We start from the raw sequence: 19,037 nt of genomic DNA on the forward strand, positions 1-19,037 counted from the left end.
ACGATCGAGATACGAAGACGGTGGACAGGGTGGACGCGGTGATTCAGGAGCGGCCGATCACGGATGCGTGTGTTCGGCTCAGTCGCTGTTCCTTCGATCGGATGTGTCACGCATCGAAACCCGGTCTTCTGTTACAGCGGATATACGCCGGTAGAAGAATACGTGGGGCATGGCGCACAAGCCGGAAAGGGTTTCCAAACGCGGTTGTTGAAGACATGCTGCAAGGTGCGGCTGTCGATCCTGGCCTGACGCTGTGCCGCACAGCCTGCGCTGGAGTTTCCCGATGCGTTATACGTTGCGCCAACTCGAATATTTCGTCGCAGCGGGTGAGGCCGGATCGATCCGTCATGCCTCCGAGAAACTGTCCATTTCCCAGCCCTCGATCTCGACGGCGATTGCCCATCTTGAAATCGAACTCGGTGTGCAGCTTTTTGTCCGACATCATGCTCAGGGCCTCTCCCTGACGGGCGTTGGCCAGATACTCCTGGTCGAGGCCAAGAAAGTGCTTTCCATGGCTGAAAGCCTCCATGCCATTGCAGCCGAGGCCACCGGGCAGGTCAGGGGGCAATTGCAGGTCGGGGCGATGGTCACGCTCGCTCCCATGATTATGCCGGAGCTCGCCTATAATTTCAGGCAGACCTTTCCCGCAGCGGAGATCAGCCAGCGCGCTGCCAACCATGAATGGCTCGGTGAAAAACTGAGCAAGGCCGAACTCGATCTGGCCATCACTTATGATCTCGCCTTGCCTCCCGGCATCGCATTCGAACCTCTGGCCAGTCTGCCGCCCCATGCGCTGGTTGCTCAGTCTCACCCTCTCGCCGAGAGGGGAGAGGTCACGCTCGAGGAGCTGGCAGCAGAGCCACTCATCCTGCTCGACCTGCCCCTGAGCCGGCACTATTTCAATGAGCTGTTCGAGCGAGAGGGCCTGCGTCCGACCGTCTATGCGCGAGCGGCCGAGCAGGAAATCGTGCGCACCATGGTCGCGAATGGTTATGGCTATACGCTGGCCAATGTGCGCCCCCGCTCCGATCGCGCGCTGGATGGCAAGCGTCTTGTCCGGTTGCGGCTGAAGGGCGCCCATCGCCCCATGGTCATCGGCATGGCCATGCGCCAGGGAGAACGCCAGTCGCGACTTCTGGAGCATTTCATTGTGCATTGCCGTGCCTCGATTTCGGATCAGACGATTCCCGGAATGTGCCCGCTCGATGAGGGGTAGCGAGTTCGTGCGGCGGGGCGGGGCCTGTCGGGCAGAATGGCGCGGTAAAATCGGTCCGGGTGAACTCTTAGGAAAAGGCTAATCAAGGCTAATCAATTCGATTGTTTCGGCTGGCAGATCATTTCAATACAAGAACGGAAAGATCTTCTGAAAATTGGAAGAACAGATCTTTTCAACGGGAAATCTCTGACATGAAAGTTGAAATCGTCGATACTCTCGTCATTGGCGGTGGTCAGGCCGGCGTGGCGATGAGCGAGCATCTTCGCCTGCACAATGTACCGCATCTCGTTGTCGAGCGCGGGCGTATTGCCGAAAGATGGCGAAGCGAGCGCTGGGATTCCCTCGTGGCCAACGGTCCAGCCTGGCATGACCGCTTTCCCAACAGGCATTTTGACGGTACCGCGCCTGATGGCTTCGTGCCCAAGGAAGAGATCGCCGCTTATTTCGAGGCCTATGCACGCCAGATCGATATGCCCGTTCGCTGTGGGGTCCAGGTGCGCAAATTATCCCGTGCGTCGTCGGGGCAGGGGTTCGAGGCTCAGACGGATGCGGGTACCATTCAGGCGCGTAACGTCGTTGTGGCAACTGGCCCTTTTCAGAGGCCCCTTGTTCCTGCTCTTATCCCGCAGACCCCCAACCTGTTCCAGACCCATTCGCAGGGATATAAGAATCCTTCCCAGCTGCCTGAGGGCGGCGTGCTGGTGATCGGCGCAGGGGCATCGGGCGTACAGATTGCCGAGGAACTCAAGCGTGCGGGGCGCGCCGTCTGGCTTTCTGTCGGGCCACATGACAGGCCTGCACGGCGCTATCGCGGCAAGGATTTCGTCTGGTGGCTGGGCGTTCTGGGTATGTGGGACATGAAAACCCCGGGCCCGGGAACGGAACATGTGACGATTGCCGTCAGCGGCGCGCAAGGTGGCCACACGGTCGATTTCCGTACACTCGCCGCAAGCGGTATCACGCTCGTAGGCCGTACGCTCTCCTGCCATGAGGGTGTGCTCTCTTTCGACACGGATCTGCAGAAGAACATAGAGGCAGGCGATGCCAATTACCTCGCCATGCTCAATGCGGCTGATGCCTATGTTGCCGCCCAGGGGCTCGACCTGCCCGAGGAGCCGCAGGCGCATCGGATTGGCGAACTGCCGGAGTGTGTAACGGCGCCCCTGACCGAACTCGATCTGGCAAAGTCGGGGGTAACCAGCATCATCTGGGCGACTGGCTATGGCTATGACTATGGCTGGCTCGATCTGGACGTTCTGGATGCGCGCGGTGCGCCGCGCCATGAGGGGGGCGTCTCGGTTGAACCGGGGCTGTATTTCCTCGGATTGTCCTGGCTTACCCGCCGTGCCTCGCCTTTCATCTGGGGTGTATGGCATGACGCGGCCCGCCTAGCCGCGCATATCGCCCCCGACCATTCCGCGCCGGGCCAGGCGCAGGATGATGTAATGCATGTCTGATCTTATTGCGCTGCTCTCGACCCTCGTCGGGTTTCCCAGTCTCTGCGGCACTCCGAATGGGGAAACCATCGACTGGATTGAGGCGCAGCTCCTTGCTGCGGGCGCGCGCGTACAGCGTATTCCAGGCGAAGTGCCGGATCGGTTCAGCCTGTTTGCGATCATCGGACCTGAGGCGCCGGGGGGGCTCGTACTCTCGGCCCATGCCGATGTCGTACCCGTGGCGGGTCAGGACTGGTCGAGTGACCCGTTCATCCTGACGCGCCGGGGTGACAGGCTTTATGGCCGGGGAAGCAGCGACATGAAGGGGTTTCTGGCCTGTATGCTCGATGCCGCGCAACGCGTGGCCGCGCATCCCATACCGCTTTCCAGACCGTTATACCTTGCGATTTCCCATGATGAGGAACTGGGCTGCCTGGGTGTACGCTCCCTGCTGCAGGCTCTGAGCGCGGGGCCGGACCGTGCCATACAAGGATGTATCGTGGGGGAGCCGACGCAAATGCAGGTTGCGCTCGCGCACAAGGGCAAGACAGCGTTCACGATCGCCTGTCATGGCGTCGCCGCCCATTCTGCCAATCCGGGACAGGGGCTGAACGCCATTACATTGGCAGGCTCCATGATCCATGCGGTTTCCGCGCTCCAGGAAAAGATAGAGACAAGCGAGCGTCGGGACGGCCGCTTCGCCGTGCCATTCTCGACGGTACAGGTCGGTCTGGTGTCGGGCGGAGCAGCGCTCAATATCGTGCCCGATCATTGTGTTCTTTCTGCCGAGATGCGTCTGCTGCCGGGCTATGAACCTGGCCCCTATTTGGACTGGCTGCGGGACGCGGGCGCGCGGGCCGTGGCGGATCTGGGCGGTGGCAGGGTCGAGATTGAGGTCACGAACGCCTATCCGGGTCTGGATATGGAGCCGGGTGGCGCACTCTGCGCCACCGTTCTGCGTGAGGCCGGACGCAATCATACCACCACGATCGATTTCGGGACCGAGGCGGGGTTGTTTCGGGAAATTCTGTCTCTGGATTGCGTGGTGTGCGGCCCAGGCTCGATCGATCGCGCGCATAAGGCGGATGAATACATCACAGAGGCCGAGCTCGAAGAGGGCGCACGTTTTGTCGATGCGCTCGTCGCGCGCCTCAGATAACCGCGATACCGGAATTTCCCGGCAGGCAGGAGGGTCACCCATGACGTTTTCCATCATCGCGCGCTGCGCCAGAACCGGGCAATTCGGCATGGCGGTGGCCTCGTCATCACCCGCAGTGGCCAGCCGCTGTGCTTTTGCCCGTGCCGGTATCGGGGTTGTGGCAACGCAGAACGTGACCGATCCGAGACTGGGTCCCAAAGCGCTTGCTCTGCTCGAATCAGGGGCCTCTGCGTGCGAATGTCGTGACATCATGATGCGTACCGCCGCTTTCAGTGCCTTCCGGCAAGTGTTGATTCTCGATGCGTCGGGCCGTTCAGCCTATTGGGCAGGAGAGCGTATTCTGGGGCGTCACGGTCAAGCCTCCGCAGACGATGTTTCAGCGGCCGGAAACATGCTGGCGGATGAGGAGATTCCTCGGGCCATGGTCGCGTCATTCAGCGCATCCTCCCCTGAACTCGAGCTCGGGGAGCGTTTGCTTCTCTCGATGGAAGCTGCGCTCGCCGCTGGAGGTGAAGAGGGGCCTGTCCATTCAGCAGGATTGCTCATCGTCGAGGCACAGAGCTGGCCGTTGACCGATCTGCGGGTGGACTGGAGCGAGGCGCCTCTTGCGGCCCTGCGCGGGCTGTGGGCCCTCTGGCAACCTCAGATGCATGATTACGTCACGCGGGGGCTGGACCCGACGACAGCCCCTTCTTATGGCGTGCCCGGCGATTCCTGAGTCGCTCAATCGAGACGCAGGCCCACAGGGCTGGCGTCTCAGTTGCCCTGCGCCAGAATCATCCTGGCGGCCATTTCGCCGATCATCATGCTGGGCGCGCTGGTATTGCCGCTGATCAGGGTTGGCATGATCGAGGCATCGGCGATACGCAGGCCGCCTATCCCGCGCAGTTTCAGATCCGGCGTCACGACCGATTGCTCATCGATCCCCATGCGGCAGGTTCCTGCCGGGTGAAAGACCGTTGCTGCGCTCGCCCTCAGATAGGCCATGATCTCGGCAGGCGTTGTGACCGACGCACCCGGGGCGATTTCGATACCTCGCGCGCGTGCGAAAGGCGGCTGGGAGAGAATGTGGCGGGCGATCCCGATCCCTTCGCAAAGCGTTTCGAGATCATGGGGATCCGATGCGAAATTGAAATCGATCTGAGGGTTCAGCGTGCCGTCGGTGGCCAGCCGGACTGTCCCTCGGCTTTTGGGACGGAGCACGCAGGTATGGATGGCAAATCCATGCCCCCATTCAAAGAGCCGACCACGTGGGCTGCGATATCCCGGGACGAAATGGAACTGGATGTCCGGCACCGCACCCTCGGCCAGCTTCGTCCGGGCAAAGCCGCCGGCCTCAACATAATTCGTGGTCAGCCAGCCCTTGCGCCCGAGCGCGAACTGCCAGGGCGCGCTTAGGACCTTGGGCAAAGCGCGCGTTGAGAACCCCAATGTGCGTGGGTCGGTGGAGCGCAGGGTCACCAGACCATCCAGATGATCCTGGAGGTTCTGGCCGACGCCCGGCAAGACATGAATGGGAGAAATCCCGGCGGCGATCAGATTGGCGCCTGATCCGATGCCCGATGCCATCAGGATCTGGGGAGATCCGATTGCGCCGGCACAGAGAATGACCTCGCGGCGGGCGCGCAATGTCTTCACTGTGCCTTCATGTTCGATCGAAATTCCGCATACGCGGCGGTTCTCGATCAGGAGGCGACGTGTCTTGGCTCCCGACAGAACGCATAATCCTGGACGCTTTCGTACAGGATGGATGAAAGCGCGGTAGGCGCTCAGGCGCAGGCCGTCGCGCTGCGTGACATCATAAATGCCCACGCCCTCGAGCTGTGCTCCGTTGAAGTCAGGATTATGCGCCAGCCCGGCTGCGATGCCCGCTGCGACGAAATCACGCGAGAGGGGGTTGATGTCGCGGGGAGTGACGACATCGAGCGCCCCGTCGCGACCGTGGAATTCCGCTCCTGGCGCATCGACCGTTCGATGGCTGCGTTCGAGCGACCTGAACGCATCGAGCACCTGGGGCCATTCCCACCCTGTACAGCCGAGAGACGCCCAATGGTCGTAATCAGAGCGATCCCCGCGAATATAGATCATGCTGTTGAGCGTGGTGGAGCCGCCCAGGGCCTTGCCGCGTGGTACGTGAATGCGCCGATCGAGAAGGTGATGCTGCGGGGTGGAGTAGAACTGATAGGCTAGTTTCCGGCTGCGATAGAGCGTAAGGGTGCCGGCCGGGATGCTGATACGCGGCGTGCGGTCGCTCCCGCCGGCCTCGATCAGCCCCACCCGAAAGCGCCCGTCGGCGCTGAGTCGATTGGCCAGAACGCAACCGGCCGAACCAGCGCCGATGACGAGGTAATCGAAGGTCTGGGTGAGATCATCGGACATGGCATCCTCCTTCCTGCGTGGGGCGGGGTTCGCCTCGGTTCAGAACCCGGTCGAGAAGGTAGCGAGACAGGCAAAGGACGGCGCGACGTAATAGGTCGAGGTGCCCGCGACCATTCCCGTGCTGTAGACACCCGAGAGGTAGTGGCTATCGCCAAGATTGACGATATTCAGGCGCAGGCTCGGCTTTTTGAGAAAACCGATGTCATGGGCGCGTGCGCCCAGCATCATGTCGACCTGCTTGTGTCCAGGGATACGTTCATCATTCATGAATGTCCCATATTCCTTGTCGAGATACTTCATCGAGACGCTCCCGAAGAATGTGCCATCGTCATATTGCACGCCGATCGCGCCCATCCAGCGCGGTGCGGATGGGGCGACCTTGCCACGGGTGGCATAGGTGGTCGCACCCATGGTGATATTATTATCGGTGGTGGCGTAGAGATATTCGCCCGACAGATAGGGCGAGAGATGGTGCCAGGGGGCCAGGCCGATTTCCGCATCCACGCCACGTGTGGTCAGCCCGCCCGCATCGAGGAAGTAGGGGACGGCATCCACATACTGGTTGATGGCGTGGTGAGTCATGTTGTTGTTGAACAGCGTGACAGACCCCGTCACCCAGCGATCATGGTACCGCGCGCCCAGCTCCTCGGCGATGCTGTATTCATCGCGCAGATTGGTGCTGGCGGTTTGATAGAGGCTCGGGTCATAAGGGCTGTTGTACTGGTTATAGAAGGCCGAGCCGATCGGTATACGAAAGCTTGTCGTCGCGTTCGCAAAAACCTGTACATGATCATTGATCTTGTAGCTGATCGACATGCGCGGCAGAGGCTGGGCGGTATTGTAGCTGGTGGCGTATTGGGGGCCCGGCTGTTGCAGTGTCCCGTTACGCGCGGCCATGACTTCCTTGAACGCCAGATTGATCAGCAGCCGGTCATTCAGCAGCCGCAATTCATCGCCGATATAGAGGCTGACCATCTGCGTGATGGTGTGATAGCGCCAGCCGCTCAACTGTGTGCCGTCATCGAGATGCAGATAGGATTTCGACACATTTCCGGCTGAGTCGATAGCCGAGAAGGGTTCATTCACGTTCATGTCTGTGTAGCCATACCAGGCACCGAAAACGAGATGGTTGTGCCGCGTGTCGTAATGGAGCGCGGCATTGAGCCCGGTCAGGCTCTCATGCTCGTCAAAATCCCAGCGCGCCGCCACCGAGCCGTCCTGGGCATAAGGCGCGCCTGCTATCGCGCCATCGACGGGCTGCGTACCGTTATAGAATGTACCGCTCGTGGGGAGGGTATACACCCCGAGAGGATAATTGCCGAAACCGCGATAGAAATAGGGCGTGACGTTGAGGGAAAGGCGGTCGGTCAGGGCAAAATGCGACTGGCTGCTCAGGAAGTAGTTGGTCCAGTTGGTTCCGTAGCCCTTGTAATAATTGGCATCCCCAAACTTGTAGATGCCATCCAGGTTTATGCCGCCCCCCAGTCCTTTTGCCTGCCAGTCGGACAGGGTTGGCGTGCTGTACCAGGCTGTATTTTCATTGTTATAGGTGAAGGAGAGCGCCGTATTGCTGTTTGGCGCCCAGTCCTTGATGGCCTTAAAATCGACGTGCCGACGGTTATTGCGGCCCGGGCCGCGCCAGGCCTGACTCGTCAGGTTCGAGAACGAGGCAAAGGCGCGCAGGCCGGTATGGGCAATCTCGCCACTATCATACCGTATGTATTGGCGGTTCATCTGGTGCGAGCCATAACTCACATCGACCTGGCCCGAGCGCGTGTATTGCGGGTCGCGCATGCGTACATTCATGGTTCCGCCCGCGGAATATACGGTGGGCATTTCGATATCGGGCGCACCCTGCTGAAGCTGAACCGCTTCCATGTTCTCCGTATCCACCCATTCGGAGGAGTTGGGCGTGTAGTTATCGGGGTCATTCATGGGAACGCCCTCAAACAGAAAGCCGATTTCCTGCTGGTTCAGACCGCGCACGCTCACGGCAGACTGATCGGTCACGCCAAAGGGGTCACCCATGGCGACATTGGCGCCGGGCGAAAGATTGACCAGAGCCAGAGTATTGGAGGCCGGGGATTGCTTGGCGATATATTCATGCTCGACAGTACTGATCGAGCGTGCCGCTGTTTCCGGGCGGATCAGCCCCCCACCCGGGCGATGGCGATTAGCCGAGATGCTGATGGTCTCGCCTGGGCCGCTTGCCGTACGGGGAGAGGCTTTCTTTGCTGACCGCGATGCGGAGGACTGACCTAGCGTCGTGGCTGTTGGCGCCCCGACAGCAGAGGGCGTGCGATGATTGCGGGTCACATGGGGGCTGGAATGCTTGCCAGAGGTGACCGCTGCCGCCTGCGCATATCCCCCGAGCAGGAGGAAGGTCGATGACAGGAGCAGGCAAGAGCGCGTGGGTTTCGTCTGCATGGCGGTATCTCTGAGCGGGAGGTTCCCCCGGCCTGTGAGGCGCGGGGCAGGGGTGTGAAAAGGCTTAGGGGGGGCACCCCTCAGTCTGGCAGCACCGCGATCACATCGACCTCGATCAGCCATTCCGGCCGCGCGAGGGCCACCACCACCAGCCCCGTGAATACCGGGAACACGCCTTTGAGATGCTTGCCCAGGACGCGATAACACGTCTCGCGATGGCGGATATCGGTGAGATAAACCGTGACCTTGCAGATATGTGAGAGGGTTGATCCGGCCTCCTCCAGGAGAAGGGTGATGTTCTGCATGACCTTTTCGGCCTGCCCGGCGGGATCGCCGATCGCGATATTTTCCCGGGTGTCGAGATCCTGAGGAACCTGACCGCGCAGATAGACGGTCTTACCGGCTACGACCGCCTGACAGAGATCGTTATCGAGATTCTGTTCCGGATAGGTATCTTTCGTGTTGAATGGCCGTATGCGGGTGTGAACGGGCATGGAGGTCTCTCCCCTGACTTGCGATTTTCTACCGTAATTCGGTGCGATGAAGTAATGATCGCAAGGTGACGGCCTGAATGAAAGAAGGGAGATATGGGGAAGAGCTTCGGAAAAAACTAAGAAGACACTAACGCGGGAACGATCCCCGATTGGCCCCGGCAATAATGGCCTTTTGGCGCGCTGCAGGGCGCAGCGAGGGGGGGCGTTATTCCCTTTACGGTCGCGTGCGGGCCCAGGCCCAGTAAAGAGCGCCAGGGACAAAGATGCCGAGTATCCATGAAAGATCGATCCCGTCCAGAGAGCGGGCTATGCGGCCAGTATAGAGACCATTTGACAGGAATGGGATCTGGACGAGCACGCCCAGCGCATAGCATGAAAGTGCCGGGCGATTGGCCGTGCCGTAAATGCCGCCGTCGCGGCGAAAGAGCGATTCCATATCGTAATGGCCGTGACGGACCAGATAATAATCGACCAGATTGATCGCGGTCCAGGGCGAGAGCACGGCCAGAAGGAGCGCAATGACATTATCGAGAATGGTCAGCACATTGCCACTCAGCATTTCGGTGATCAGCGCGCAGAGCAGAAGCAGGATGAGGGCGGCCATACCGCGTGCATGACCGGTCGGGTGCCAGTTCTGGCGAAAGGTCTGCAGGAAGGTGAGGGAGGACAGGGCCGCGCAATAGATCTGCATCGTACAGCTCACGAGTGTCGAGATCATCACGACCAGAAACAGGATTGCGGGGAGGATCGCACCCCAGGGGCGTATCGCATCATACATCGATCCGCTGAACCCGGTGCTGCCAATGAAGGCCCCGATGACCATGGGGTAGGCCGTGCCCAGAACACTGCCAGCGAGGCAGACCACGAAGGCCGTTCTCTCGCCTGTGCTGGAAGGAAGATAACGCGTGTAATCGGAGACGTAAGGGGCATAGGCGATCTGCCACAGCACACCGAGAGAGAGGGCCTTGAGGAAGTCATGCGGGGCAGGCGCTGCCCAGATGGCCTGGGCCAGATGCCCCTGGGCCAGATCCAGATAGGCCAGTCCGACCAGAAGGAAGGCCAGCGAGGCCACAGGGATGAATCCTGCTATGAACCGCTCGATCAGATCATGACCGATCATGCAGAGAAGGGCCGTGATAAGCACGGTGCCCCAGATGGGAAGCTGCCCGAACCCGCTGCCGAACAGGCTGCGCGCCTCCTCTCGCCCGATCGCGAAAAACGTGGTGGTGAAGCCGACATACATGATGATGATCACTGCAATGATCAGCAGGCTTCCAGTCGATCCAAACTGTCCGCGGGTCTGCTGCATTTGGGGAATGCCGAGATGAGGTCCCTGGGCGGCGTGAAGCGCCATGAACACGCCTCCGACGATATTCCCCGTCAGAATGGCAAGAAGAGACCAGCCGAGCGAAAGATGGCAGATACCGGGATAGAGCAGCCCTGTCATGACTGCCATGACATTCTGGTTGGCCCCCACCCAGACCTTGAAAAGCGACCAGGCGTTGCCGTGGCGACGTGCCTCGGGAACGGGAAAGATCGTCTCGTTCTCGATGGAAAGGGGAGGGGCGTCGTCCATCGGTCGGGTCTCATTCTGTCCGGCAGGGGAAAGGTTCACGGTGGTGGGCAGGGCGCGGCTCATGACGTCGGCATATTAGCGGCAGGAGGAGGCAGGTAATCCGATCCGGGGGTCGGCTGTGGGCGCGCCGCTGAGACAGCACGGGCATGACCCGGGAATTGCTCATACTGTGCCAGTCTCTCCGCATGGCGCGCCGCCTCAGGGTAGGCATTCTGCGCGACACGCGCGAAGGACATGCGCTTGGTGAAATCATGCACGGAGAGCGGGGAGTGGGTTCTGGCCGCCCGGTTGGTGGGAAGCACCGCATTGGGACCCAGTACGTAATTGCCGAGCGTGACGGGCGTTGAGGTGCCCAGCAGAACCTCGCCCGCATGCCTGATGCGCCCCAGGTCGGCCATCGGATCGGCAGTGAGAATTTCCAGATGCTCGGGCGCATAGGCATTGGTGAAAGCGATGGCGGCCTCCATGGTGTCGGTGAGGAGTACGCCACCATGCGCGCCGCAGAGCACCGCGCGCGAAAAAGCGGCCCTTCCCGGATCCATGGCGGCCCAATGCACGGGCAGGGCCTCCATGACGCCTTCAGCCACGCGCCGACTGCTGGTGACGAGCCATGCGGAAGAATCAGGACCGTGTTCGGACTCGATGATCAGGTCCAGGGCGGCCAGAACAGGGTCGACGCTGTCATCGGTCAGGATGATGCTCTCGCTCGGCCCTGCAGGAACGCCAGGGTCGAGCCGGTCGCTCAGAAGGCGTTTGGCCGCGACCACATAGGGGCTGCCCGGTCCTACGATCTTGTCACAGGCCGGAATGGTCTGCGTGCCATAGGCGACAGCTGCGACGGCCTGGGCTCCGCCGCTCTTGTAGATGTCAGTTACGCCAATCAGCCTTGCTGCGGCGAGCGTGCCGATATCCACGCTGCCATCGGGGGCAGGAGGGGTGATGATCACGAGGCGCGGTACGCCCGCGACCATGCCCGGGATGGCGGTCATGGCCACCACGCTCGGAAAGCATCCCTTGCCGCGCGGCACATAGCAGGCGACCGATTCAATGGGGATCGTCCGATCGCCCGCCCAGACGCCTGGACGCACTTCGATCATCCAGCTCTCTTCGGGTTTCTGAGCTTCGTGAAAGCGCCGTATGTTGCCGATGGCATAGCGCAGGGAGTCCAGAATCTCCGGGTCCATCGCCTCGATGGCCGCGTCGATCTCGGCTTCAGTGACCTTGAGTGCGAGGTCGGGCTGCGTCACCTTGTCGAATTGCCGGGCAAAATGACGCAGGGCGTCATCACCTTCCTGGCGGACGCGCTCGATGATGGGCGCCACCCGTTCGAGATAAGGGGTGAGGTCGCTCTCCGTGCGGCGCAGCAGCTCCGCGGGAATGGAGGCTGCCCCTGAAAAATCATGAAAACTGATCCTGTCGGTCATGAGGCGCATTTCCGGATAGAAGGAGGGAATCAGAGGGAGGCCAGCGCACCGCCATCGACATAGAGGGTCTGACCAGTCACGTAGGCAGAAGCATCAGAGCACAGGAACTGGAGAGGCCCGGCGAGATCCTCGCCGATACCGAAGCGACCGAGCGGAATGCGCGCGCGCATCTTTTCCTGCCATGTGGCATCCTCGAAAAACGGCGCTGTCATGGCTGTTTGAAAATAGCCGGGCGCCAGGGCATTGACCCGTATCCCTCTGGGCGCCCATTCGACGGCAAGGCTACGCGTCATGCCAAGAATGCCGGATTTCGATGCGCTATAGGGTACGGCGCGCGCGATGCCTGTGGCTGCAGCAAGTGAGGCGAGATTGACGATGCTGGCCCCCGATCCCATCAGACGCGCCGCGCGCTGGGCGACGAAGAAGGCCCCTCTGAGATTGGTATCCAGTAACTGATCCCAGAGCGCCTCATCCACGGCGTCGCTTGCACAGAGTTTTTCATCCCCGGCATTATTGAGCAGGATATCGAGCGGGTGGCCGGAAGCTGCAACGGTCGAGAATGCGGCTTCAATGGAGGAAAGCGCCCGGACATCCATCACCAGAGCGTTCATCACGCCGCCTCGCGCCGTGGCCATCGCACAGCACTCCTCGAGCGCGGAGGCATGACGCCCCGTGACCCATACCTGGGCACCGGCAGCGGCCAGATGAAGCGCCATGGCCCGGCCAAGGCCCCGACCGGCGCCCGTCACCAGGGCAGTTCTGCCCGCGAGAGAAAACAAGGCGGATGCCTGGGTCATGGATGCGCCTCCCAGGGGGCTGCGCGCAGGTCAGAATCCTCCCCGTTCGGGGCGATCAGGATCTTGGGAGCGTTATCCGGCGCTGTGTCCTCAAGAGGGGCGCCCTTTGCGTCAGTCAGGCGGGCATAGAGCATGGGGAGTGCCTCAAGCGGAAAGGCAGGGCTCAGAAAATAGTCGAGATGGGGCGCAAGCTCAGACAGAAGCGCAAGCGCTTCGGTCATTTCATGTGCGTACGCGCTCACGCCCAGGAGAGTCAGTTCGCGCTCCACAATCCGGTTGAGATCGAGAGGAGAGGCGCTGTCGAAGATGCCCGCCAGCACGAGCCTGCCACCCGGAACGAGCTGGTCGCCAAGCATCTCGATCACGCCATGAGATCCGGTCGTGTCGATAGCCAGCGCGAGCTCTGCCTGTGACGCCTGTGTCTCGTCGGTCCCGCCGGCACTCCCGCGCAGACACGCAGTCCAGAGCTCGGGCTCGGGCGGCAGGGAGCGCGTACCGAGAGAGGTCTCGAGCATGCGGCTGCGTCCCGCATGACGCTCCAGCAACCAGACAACGTGCCCCCTCCGCCTCAGGAGAAGGGCGCAGAGACCGCCTATCGTTCCGCCCCCGCAAACAAGAACGGGCTGAGCTGGCATGGGATTCAGGCGGTTCAGCGCATGAAGCGCCACTGAGAGCGGCTCGACCAGGGTCCCGTAGCGCAGGGGGAGCGCGACGGGATAAGGCAGGAGTTGGGTGGCCGGAAGCACGACCTCCTGGGCGAAACCACCTTCGCTTCCTTCCCCCACAAAAGCAAGATCCGGGCGAAGATTGGCTTGCCCGGCGCGACATCGGGTGCACGCGCCGCAACCAAGACGGGAATCGGCGATGACGGCCTCGCCGCAATGCCGCTCACCGCAATTCGCGGAGATTTCGGTGATGATGCCGCAAAATTCATGGCCGGGAATTCGGGGCGTTGCGGTCAACCAGCGCCCTGTGCGGTAATTATGCAGATCCGATCCGCAAATCCCGGCATAGGCCACACGGATGCGAACATGGCCCTCGGGAAGAGGGGAGAGGCGGGGTATTGGCGCGATGCGAATATCGCCTGCGCCATACAGGCGTGCTGCCAGCATGTAATTGGCCTCCGTCCCGGCGGGAAGATGCGCTCGATTTGGCTCAAGCAGTTATAAATATAATGTCATCGAAATGAAAAGAGAGGCGGCCAAGTCAGGCGCATAGGTTTTTCCGGATCAAGGCTTCAGGAAATATGCACCAGAAAGCGGGGGCGCCCACTTCTAGTCGCGATCCTGTATTGATATGATTTCATAATGATCCGAAACGGCAACGTGAGAGCGCGGGATTTCTGCGGTTTGGCGTGGTTTGTCGGTGTTTCACCAGAATAACCATCTGCAAAACGGGCAGGGAGTGACAGGATGGAGCGTATCGGCACAGTGGAAGCAGAAACGATTTATCCGATTCCCGCCGCCAGACGTCATGGCCGGCCCAGAGACCTGTTCACGGTCTGGTTCGGTCCCAATCTGATGATGCTGACCGTGGTGACGGGGGCGCTGGCGACAACCCTGTTCGGGCTCTCGCTGCTCGAGGGGCTGCTGGCGCTTCTGATCGGCAATCTGGTGGGGGGCGTCTTCATGGCGCTTCATGCGGCGCAGGGGCCACGGCTCGGCGTACCGCAGATGATCCAGACGCGGGGGCAATTCGGGCTCTATGGTGCTGTGCCGATCACGGCCATCATCGTGCTGATGTATGTCGGATTTGCCGCGTCCAATCTCGTGCTTGGCGCGGAAGGACTACAGGCCTGTTTCCCGACGCTCGGACGCTTTCCCGCGATTGTCATCATCCAGATCGTATCGATCGCGCCTGCGATCCTGGGTTATCACGTCATCCATGTTGCGGCACGCATTCTCACCGTGGTTTGCGGCGCTGCGGTGCTCGTCTGCCTGGGCTATGTCGCGCTCTATCATGGGGAGATGCACGGCGCGACGGCCTTTACCAATGGGTGGACCGGCTTCCTGCGCACGCTGTCCCTCGCGGCGCTCTGGCAGATCGCCTATGCGCCTTATGTTTCGGACTCATCGCGCTATCTTCCCGCAGGGCCGGCTAGCGAACGTCACGCTTTCCTTGCCTGTTTCTCGGGCTCCATCTCGGGCTCAATGCTGGCCATGGCGTTGGGCGCAGTCGTCGGCAGTCTGGCCGGAGGGCAGCATGTGGTGCAGTCGCTCATGGGGGTACTGGGCGTGGCCGCCATACCCGTGCTGCTGGCATTTTCTCTGGGGATTGCGGTGGCCAATGCCATGAACGTGTATTGTGGCGCGCTCTCGACCCTGACGGTAGCGCAGACCTTCAGCACGCATCGCCATCATGGTCAGGGCATGCGTCTGGCCGTGACAATCGTGCTCCTGGTTTTCGCCTTCTGCATGGCCACGCTCATGGCGGATGGTTTCATGGCCGCTTATAGCGAGTTCCTCGAATTGCTGATGTGCGTCATGATCCCATGGACCGCCATCAATCTCACCGATTACTACCTGCTGCATCACGGCGAATATGACGTGGCCTCGTTCTTCAAGCGCGATGGCGGGATCTATGGCCATTGGAACCTGCCCGCCCTGATCTGCTACGTGCTGGGGCTGGTCATCCAGTTCCCGTTCCTTTCCACCGCACTCTATACGGGCAGCATGGCGCGAATCCTGGGGGGCGTCGACATCTCCTGGGTAGTCAGCCTGCTCGTTACACCGCCGCTTTACCTCCTGAGTGAGCGGCATTTCCGGTCCAGGGTACTGCCGGGCGGAGAAAACGCATAATGCTGCTTCATAACGCACAATTCATCATGCCGGATCAGACGCGTCTGGGCGGGGCCATGCTCATACGCGATGGCCGTATCGCTGCAATGGGGCCCGATGCCGAAATAATCGCGCAATGTCCCGACGGGATCGAGCGCCGCGATCTGAAGGGGGCCGTTGTCCTGCCCGGATTCATCGATAGTCATCTCCATTTGCGCATGGGAGCGGAATATCTGTCGAATATCGGCCTTCGCGACTGCCGGAGCATGCGCGATGTCCTGTCACGCGTTGCGCGCTTTGCGGACGCGCATCCCGAGCGTCCCTGGCTGATCGGTCTGGAATGGAGCTACGGCTATCCAGACCTGCCGCCCGAGGGTTTCGATCGGGCCATGCTCGATGCCATTGTGCCCGATCGCCCAGTGTTCCTGTACTCGGGTATGGCTCATGCGGTGTGGGTCAATAGCAAGGCGCTCGAGTATGCCGGGATCGATGCCTCCACACCCGATCCAGAAGGGGGCGAGATCATGCGACGCCCTGATGGCACGCCTTCGGGCTGGCTAAAGGAATGGGCCGGTCGGCTTGTGGCCCGTCACGTGCCGCCCATGGATGAGGCGATGCTGCGCGATGGCATGTCGAGCGTTCTGGCCGAGATTGCCGCATGCGGCATCACTCGGGTGGAAAGCGCAGCTTATGATGAGGGGCTGTTCCCGATCCTGCACGATCTTGAGCGTCAGGATGCGCTTACCTGTCGTATCGGCATCATGGTCGAGATGCCGCCTCCCGCCTTTTCTGCCGAGCGTCTCGCACAGGTCGCGTCGCTGCGCCGGACTTATGCCTCGCCAGCCTTGAGTCTCGATGGCGTGAAGTTCTTTCTGGATGGTGTGCTCGAATCCCATACGGCTTCCATGCCGCAGGGCTACCGCGATCGCCCGGATGAGCAGGGGACGCTGGTCTGGCCGGTGGCCGCCTACAAGCAGGCTGTGCAGGCGGTTTCAGAGGCGGGATTCCAGATTTGGACCCACGCCATAGGCAGCGGCGCCATCACGCTTGCGCTGGACGCCTACGCCCAGACCCCGGACGAGACCCGCGCGCTCAGGCACCGTGTCGAGCATGTCGAGATTCCTCTCGAGGCGGATATGGCGCGCTTCGCCTCCCTCGGTGTGGTGGCCTGCCTGCAGCCAGTCATGGTGGCGCCTTCGGATGAGTGGATGGGTATGGGTGGCGTGTGGGCGCAGCGCGTTCGGCCCGAGGAGCATGAGCGCGCTTTTCCCAATCGCTCGCTGCTCGATCAGGGCGCTCTGGTTGCTTTCGGCACGGATTGGCCGATCGTCTCGCTTTCGCCTTTACGCGGTGTGGCCAAAGCCGTGACACGGCGCAGCAGCGAGGACGGGACGGTGTTTGTGCCCGGTCAGGCCATCGGCCTGGATGAAGCGCTCAACGCCTATAACGCCGCCGGGGCGTTTGCCTGCCATCGTGAACAGGATGAGGGCGCGCTGCGTGTCGGGAACTGGGCGGATCTCGTGGTGCTGGCGCGCGATCCCGCAGCCTGTCCGCCCGACGCAATCCGGGACATTCCGGTGTTGATGACAATGCTCGCGGGAAAGCCGGTGTTCGAGCGCGAACGTCGGGACGTCGCAGCGAACGCCTGAGAGACGAGGGTCATCCGGCCCAGCGTCATTGGATTGATGCCCGGGGGGCGCGCTCTCCCAATCCCGGGCGTTGAGAGGAACTTGTGCAGCAGATGCGCGGGTCTTGGCGCAGGGCCTGTCCGGGCCACCATGAAGGGCGACTCGTCGGTCTGTTTCGGGACATCCTGCAGGAAGAAGAAAGAGAAATCATGAGCCGGACAGTTGACCATTTCACGACAGCCGCAGCGGTGCTGTCTTTCAGGACAGGATGCTGGATCGACGGGCGGTTCATGCCCGCCCAGGACAATGCGCGTTTCGAGACCATCAACCCGGCGACTGGCGAGGTTCTGACTGATATCGCCCGGGGCAAGGCCGCCGATATAGAACTGGCCGTGGCCAGTGGGCGCAAGGCGTTCAGAAGCAGGGTATGGTCGGGCATGACCCCCGCCGGGCGCAAGACAATCCTGTTGCGTCTTGCGCAATTGCTGCGCGATCATCTTGAAGAAATGGCGCTGCTCGATACGCTCGACGTGGGTAAACCCATCGCCGATACGCTCTCGATCGACGTGCCGGGCGCAGCAGATATCCTGCAATGGCATGCCGAGGCGCTCGACAAGATCTATGATGAGATCGCGCCCACAGGTGGGCGTGATCTGGCCATGATACGCAAGGTGCCTCTTGGGGTGGTGGGCGTGGTGGTGCCGTGGAACTTCCCGCTCGATCTTGCCATCTGGAAAATCGCGCCCGCCCTCGCCGTGGGTAATTCGGTTGTGCTCAAGCCAGCCGAGCAATCGCCGCTTTCGGCCCTGCGTCTGGCCGAGCTTGCCGCCGAGGCGGGTCTGCCAGAGGGAGTGCTCAACGTGGTGCCCGGTCTGGGCCATGAGGCCGGGCAGGCGCTTGGACTGCACCGGGATGTCGATTGCCTGGCCTTCACCGGTTCGACGGAGACGGGAAAACGCTTTCTACGTTATGCGGGAGAGAGCAACCTGAAGCCTGTCTGGCTCGAGACGGGGGGTAAAAGCCCTTCACTCGTTTTTCCCGATGCCGATCTGGAGGCCGCGGCGGAAAGAGCGGCGTGGGGAATTTTTTTCAATCAGGGCCAGATATGCTCGGCCAATTCACGTCTCATCGTGCATGAAAGCCTCGCGGATGAAATGATCGCCCGTCTCAAGGGCAAGGCAGAGGCGCTCGTGCCGGGAAATCCCCTCGATCCGGCGACACTGCTTGGCCCCATGGTCTCGAATGAGCATGCCGATCGTGTCGCCGGCTTCATTCAATCGGGCAGGGAGCATGCGCGCCTCGTTGCCGGAGGCGGTCAGATCAGCATCGGGCGCTCACGAGCCTATGTCCAGCCCACGGTGTTTGCCGATGTGCCCCCCGATTGCGTTCTGGCGCGCGAGGAGATTTTTGGTCCGGTACTGGCCATCCAGACATTCAGGGATGAAGACCATGCGGTCGCTCTGGCCAATGACACCGTCTATGGTCTGGCGGCGTCGCTCTGGACCCGCGATCTGGGCCGGGCGCTCTCGCTTTCCGAGCGACTGGAGGCGGGGACGATCTCGGTGAATACGGTGGATGCGCTTTCACCCATGACGCCTTTCGGAGGGCTGAAGCAATCGGGCTACGGGCGTGATTTGTCGCTGCACAGCTTCGATAAGTACACCGCGCTCAAGACGGTCTGGGTCAAATACTGAAATTCCCAACGGAAGGTCCATTCGGGGGAT

The 19,037-nt window shown here is 61.3% G+C and carries 14 protein-coding genes; 7 read left to right on the top strand and 7 right to left on the bottom strand.

Annotation, left to right across the window (positions count from 1 at the left end):
• Positions 1-283 precede the first annotated feature (283 nt).
• From C0V97_RS06620 to C0V97_RS06635, 4 genes are all read left to right on the top strand, one after another.
• On the top strand, positions 284-1,216 hold the full coding sequence (locus C0V97_RS06620; RefSeq protein WP_127101837.1) for a LysR family transcriptional regulator: 933 nt from the start codon (positions 284-286) through the stop codon (positions 1,214-1,216).
• Positions 1,217-1,407: 191 nt separating this feature from the next.
• Positions 1,408-2,673: an NAD(P)/FAD-dependent oxidoreductase gene (locus C0V97_RS06625; protein ID WP_127101838.1), complete on the top strand. Its 1,266-nt coding sequence runs from the start codon at positions 1,408-1,410 to the stop codon at positions 2,671-2,673.
• The gene (gene argE, locus C0V97_RS06630) at positions 2,666-3,811 is read left to right on the top strand and encodes an acetylornithine deacetylase (RefSeq protein ID WP_127101839.1); all 1,146 of its coding nucleotides are present in this window, start codon (positions 2,666-2,668) and stop codon (positions 3,809-3,811) included. Before C0V97_RS06625 ends, argE begins: the two co-directional genes overlap by 8 nt.
• Positions 3,812-3,851: 40 nt before the next feature.
• A complete protein-coding gene (locus C0V97_RS06635; RefSeq protein ID WP_127101840.1) occupies positions 3,852-4,529 on the top strand; it encodes a DUF1028 domain-containing protein in 678 nt (225 codons plus the stop codon).
• A 38-nt stretch (positions 4,530-4,567) separates the two neighbouring features.
• On the opposite strand, the gene C0V97_RS06640 is transcribed toward C0V97_RS06635, so the two are convergent.
• The 7 genes from C0V97_RS06640 to C0V97_RS06670 all read right to left on the bottom strand — a co-directional run bounded on the left by C0V97_RS06640 (position 4,568) and on the right by C0V97_RS06670 (position 14,020).
• A complete protein-coding gene (locus tag C0V97_RS06640) occupies positions 4,568-6,190 on the bottom strand; it encodes a GMC family oxidoreductase (RefSeq protein WP_127101841.1) in 1,623 nt (540 codons plus the stop codon).
• Between the two features lie 39 nt (positions 6,191-6,229).
• Positions 6,230-8,617: a TonB-dependent receptor gene (locus tag C0V97_RS06645; RefSeq protein WP_127101842.1), complete on the bottom strand. Its 2,388-nt coding sequence runs from the start codon at positions 8,615-8,617 to the stop codon at positions 6,230-6,232.
• 80 nt (positions 8,618-8,697) lie between these two features.
• Positions 8,698-9,111 carry a RidA family protein gene (locus C0V97_RS06650; RefSeq protein ID WP_127101843.1) on the bottom strand — a complete coding sequence of 138 codons (414 nt, stop codon included), beginning with the start codon at positions 9,109-9,111 and terminating at the stop codon, positions 8,698-8,700.
• A gap of 214 nt (positions 9,112-9,325) precedes the next feature.
• A complete protein-coding gene (locus tag C0V97_RS06655; protein ID WP_233582015.1) occupies positions 9,326-10,750 on the bottom strand; it encodes a cytosine permease in 1,425 nt (474 codons plus the stop codon).
• Positions 10,747-12,111 (bottom strand): histidinol dehydrogenase, encoded by a 1,365-nt coding sequence (gene hisD, locus C0V97_RS06660; protein ID WP_127101844.1) that lies wholly within the window; start codon positions 12,109-12,111, stop codon positions 10,747-10,749. Before hisD ends, C0V97_RS06655 begins: the two co-directional genes overlap by 4 nt.
• Positions 12,112-12,140: 29 nt before the next feature.
• The gene (locus C0V97_RS06665; protein ID WP_127101845.1) at positions 12,141-12,908 is read right to left on the bottom strand and encodes an SDR family NAD(P)-dependent oxidoreductase; all 768 of its coding nucleotides are present in this window, start codon (positions 12,906-12,908) and stop codon (positions 12,141-12,143) included.
• Positions 12,905-14,020: a zinc-binding dehydrogenase gene (locus C0V97_RS06670; RefSeq protein WP_127101846.1), complete on the bottom strand. Its 1,116-nt coding sequence runs from the start codon at positions 14,018-14,020 to the stop codon at positions 12,905-12,907. Before C0V97_RS06670 ends, C0V97_RS06665 begins: the two co-directional genes overlap by 4 nt.
• Positions 14,021-14,320: 300 nt before the next feature.
• Between C0V97_RS06670 and C0V97_RS06675 the strand changes: the two genes are divergently transcribed.
• The 3 genes from C0V97_RS06675 to C0V97_RS06685 all read left to right on the top strand — a co-directional run bounded on the left by C0V97_RS06675 (position 14,321) and on the right by C0V97_RS06685 (position 19,007).
• On the top strand, positions 14,321-15,706 hold the full coding sequence (locus C0V97_RS06675) for a cytosine permease (protein ID WP_127101847.1): 1,386 nt from the start codon (positions 14,321-14,323) through the stop codon (positions 15,704-15,706).
• Positions 15,706-17,334: an amidohydrolase gene (locus tag C0V97_RS06680; protein WP_127101848.1), complete on the top strand. Its 1,629-nt coding sequence runs from the start codon at positions 15,706-15,708 to the stop codon at positions 17,332-17,334. The genes C0V97_RS06675 and C0V97_RS06680 overlap by 1 nt, the downstream gene beginning before the upstream one ends.
• Positions 17,335-17,522: 188 nt before the next feature.
• Positions 17,523-19,007, top strand: coding sequence for an aldehyde dehydrogenase (locus C0V97_RS06685; protein ID WP_127101849.1), 1,485 nt, complete (start codon positions 17,523-17,525; stop codon positions 19,005-19,007).
• Positions 19,008-19,037 lie beyond the last annotated feature (30 nt).

The sequence above is a fragment of the Asaia sp. W19 genome (genome assembly GCF_003994335.1).
In the GTDB taxonomy this organism is placed as follows: domain Bacteria; phylum Pseudomonadota; class Alphaproteobacteria; order Acetobacterales; family Acetobacteraceae; genus Asaia.

Bases quoted from the DNA above. Each gene is read 5' to 3' on its own strand.
- hisD (WP_127101844.1), bottom strand. From the start codon at position 12,111: ATGACCGACAGGATCAGTTTTCATGATTTTTCAGGGGCAGCCTCCATT.
- C0V97_RS06640 (WP_127101841.1), bottom strand. From the start codon at position 6,190: ATGTCCGATGATCTCACCCAGACCTTCGATTACCTCGTCATCGGCGCT.
- C0V97_RS06645 (WP_127101842.1), bottom strand. From the start codon at position 8,617: ATGCAGACGAAACCCACGCGCTCTTGCCTGCTCCTGTCATCGACCTTC.
- C0V97_RS06675 (WP_127101847.1), top strand. From the start codon at position 14,321: ATGGAGCGTATCGGCACAGTGGAAGCAGAAACGATTTATCCGATTCCC.
- C0V97_RS06670 (WP_127101846.1), bottom strand. From the start codon at position 14,020: ATGCTGGCAGCACGCCTGTATGGCGCAGGCGATATTCGCATCGCGCCA.
- C0V97_RS06685 (WP_127101849.1), top strand. From the start codon at position 17,523: ATGAGCCGGACAGTTGACCATTTCACGACAGCCGCAGCGGTGCTGTCT.
- C0V97_RS06650 (WP_127101843.1), bottom strand. From the start codon at position 9,111: ATGCCCGTTCACACCCGCATACGGCCATTCAACACGAAAGATACCTAT.
- C0V97_RS06625 (WP_127101838.1), top strand. From the start codon at position 1,408: ATGAAAGTTGAAATCGTCGATACTCTCGTCATTGGCGGTGGTCAGGCC.
- C0V97_RS06680 (WP_127101848.1), top strand. From the start codon at position 15,706: ATGCTGCTTCATAACGCACAATTCATCATGCCGGATCAGACGCGTCTG.
- argE (WP_127101839.1), top strand. From the start codon at position 2,666: ATGTCTGATCTTATTGCGCTGCTCTCGACCCTCGTCGGGTTTCCCAGT.
- C0V97_RS06635 (WP_127101840.1), top strand. From the start codon at position 3,852: ATGACGTTTTCCATCATCGCGCGCTGCGCCAGAACCGGGCAATTCGGC.
- C0V97_RS06620 (WP_127101837.1), top strand. From the start codon at position 284: ATGCGTTATACGTTGCGCCAACTCGAATATTTCGTCGCAGCGGGTGAG.
- C0V97_RS06665 (WP_127101845.1), bottom strand. From the start codon at position 12,908: ATGACCCAGGCATCCGCCTTGTTTTCTCTCGCGGGCAGAACTGCCCTG.
- C0V97_RS06655 (WP_233582015.1), bottom strand. From the start codon at position 10,750: ATGAGCCGCGCCCTGCCCACCACCGTGAACCTTTCCCCTGCCGGACAG.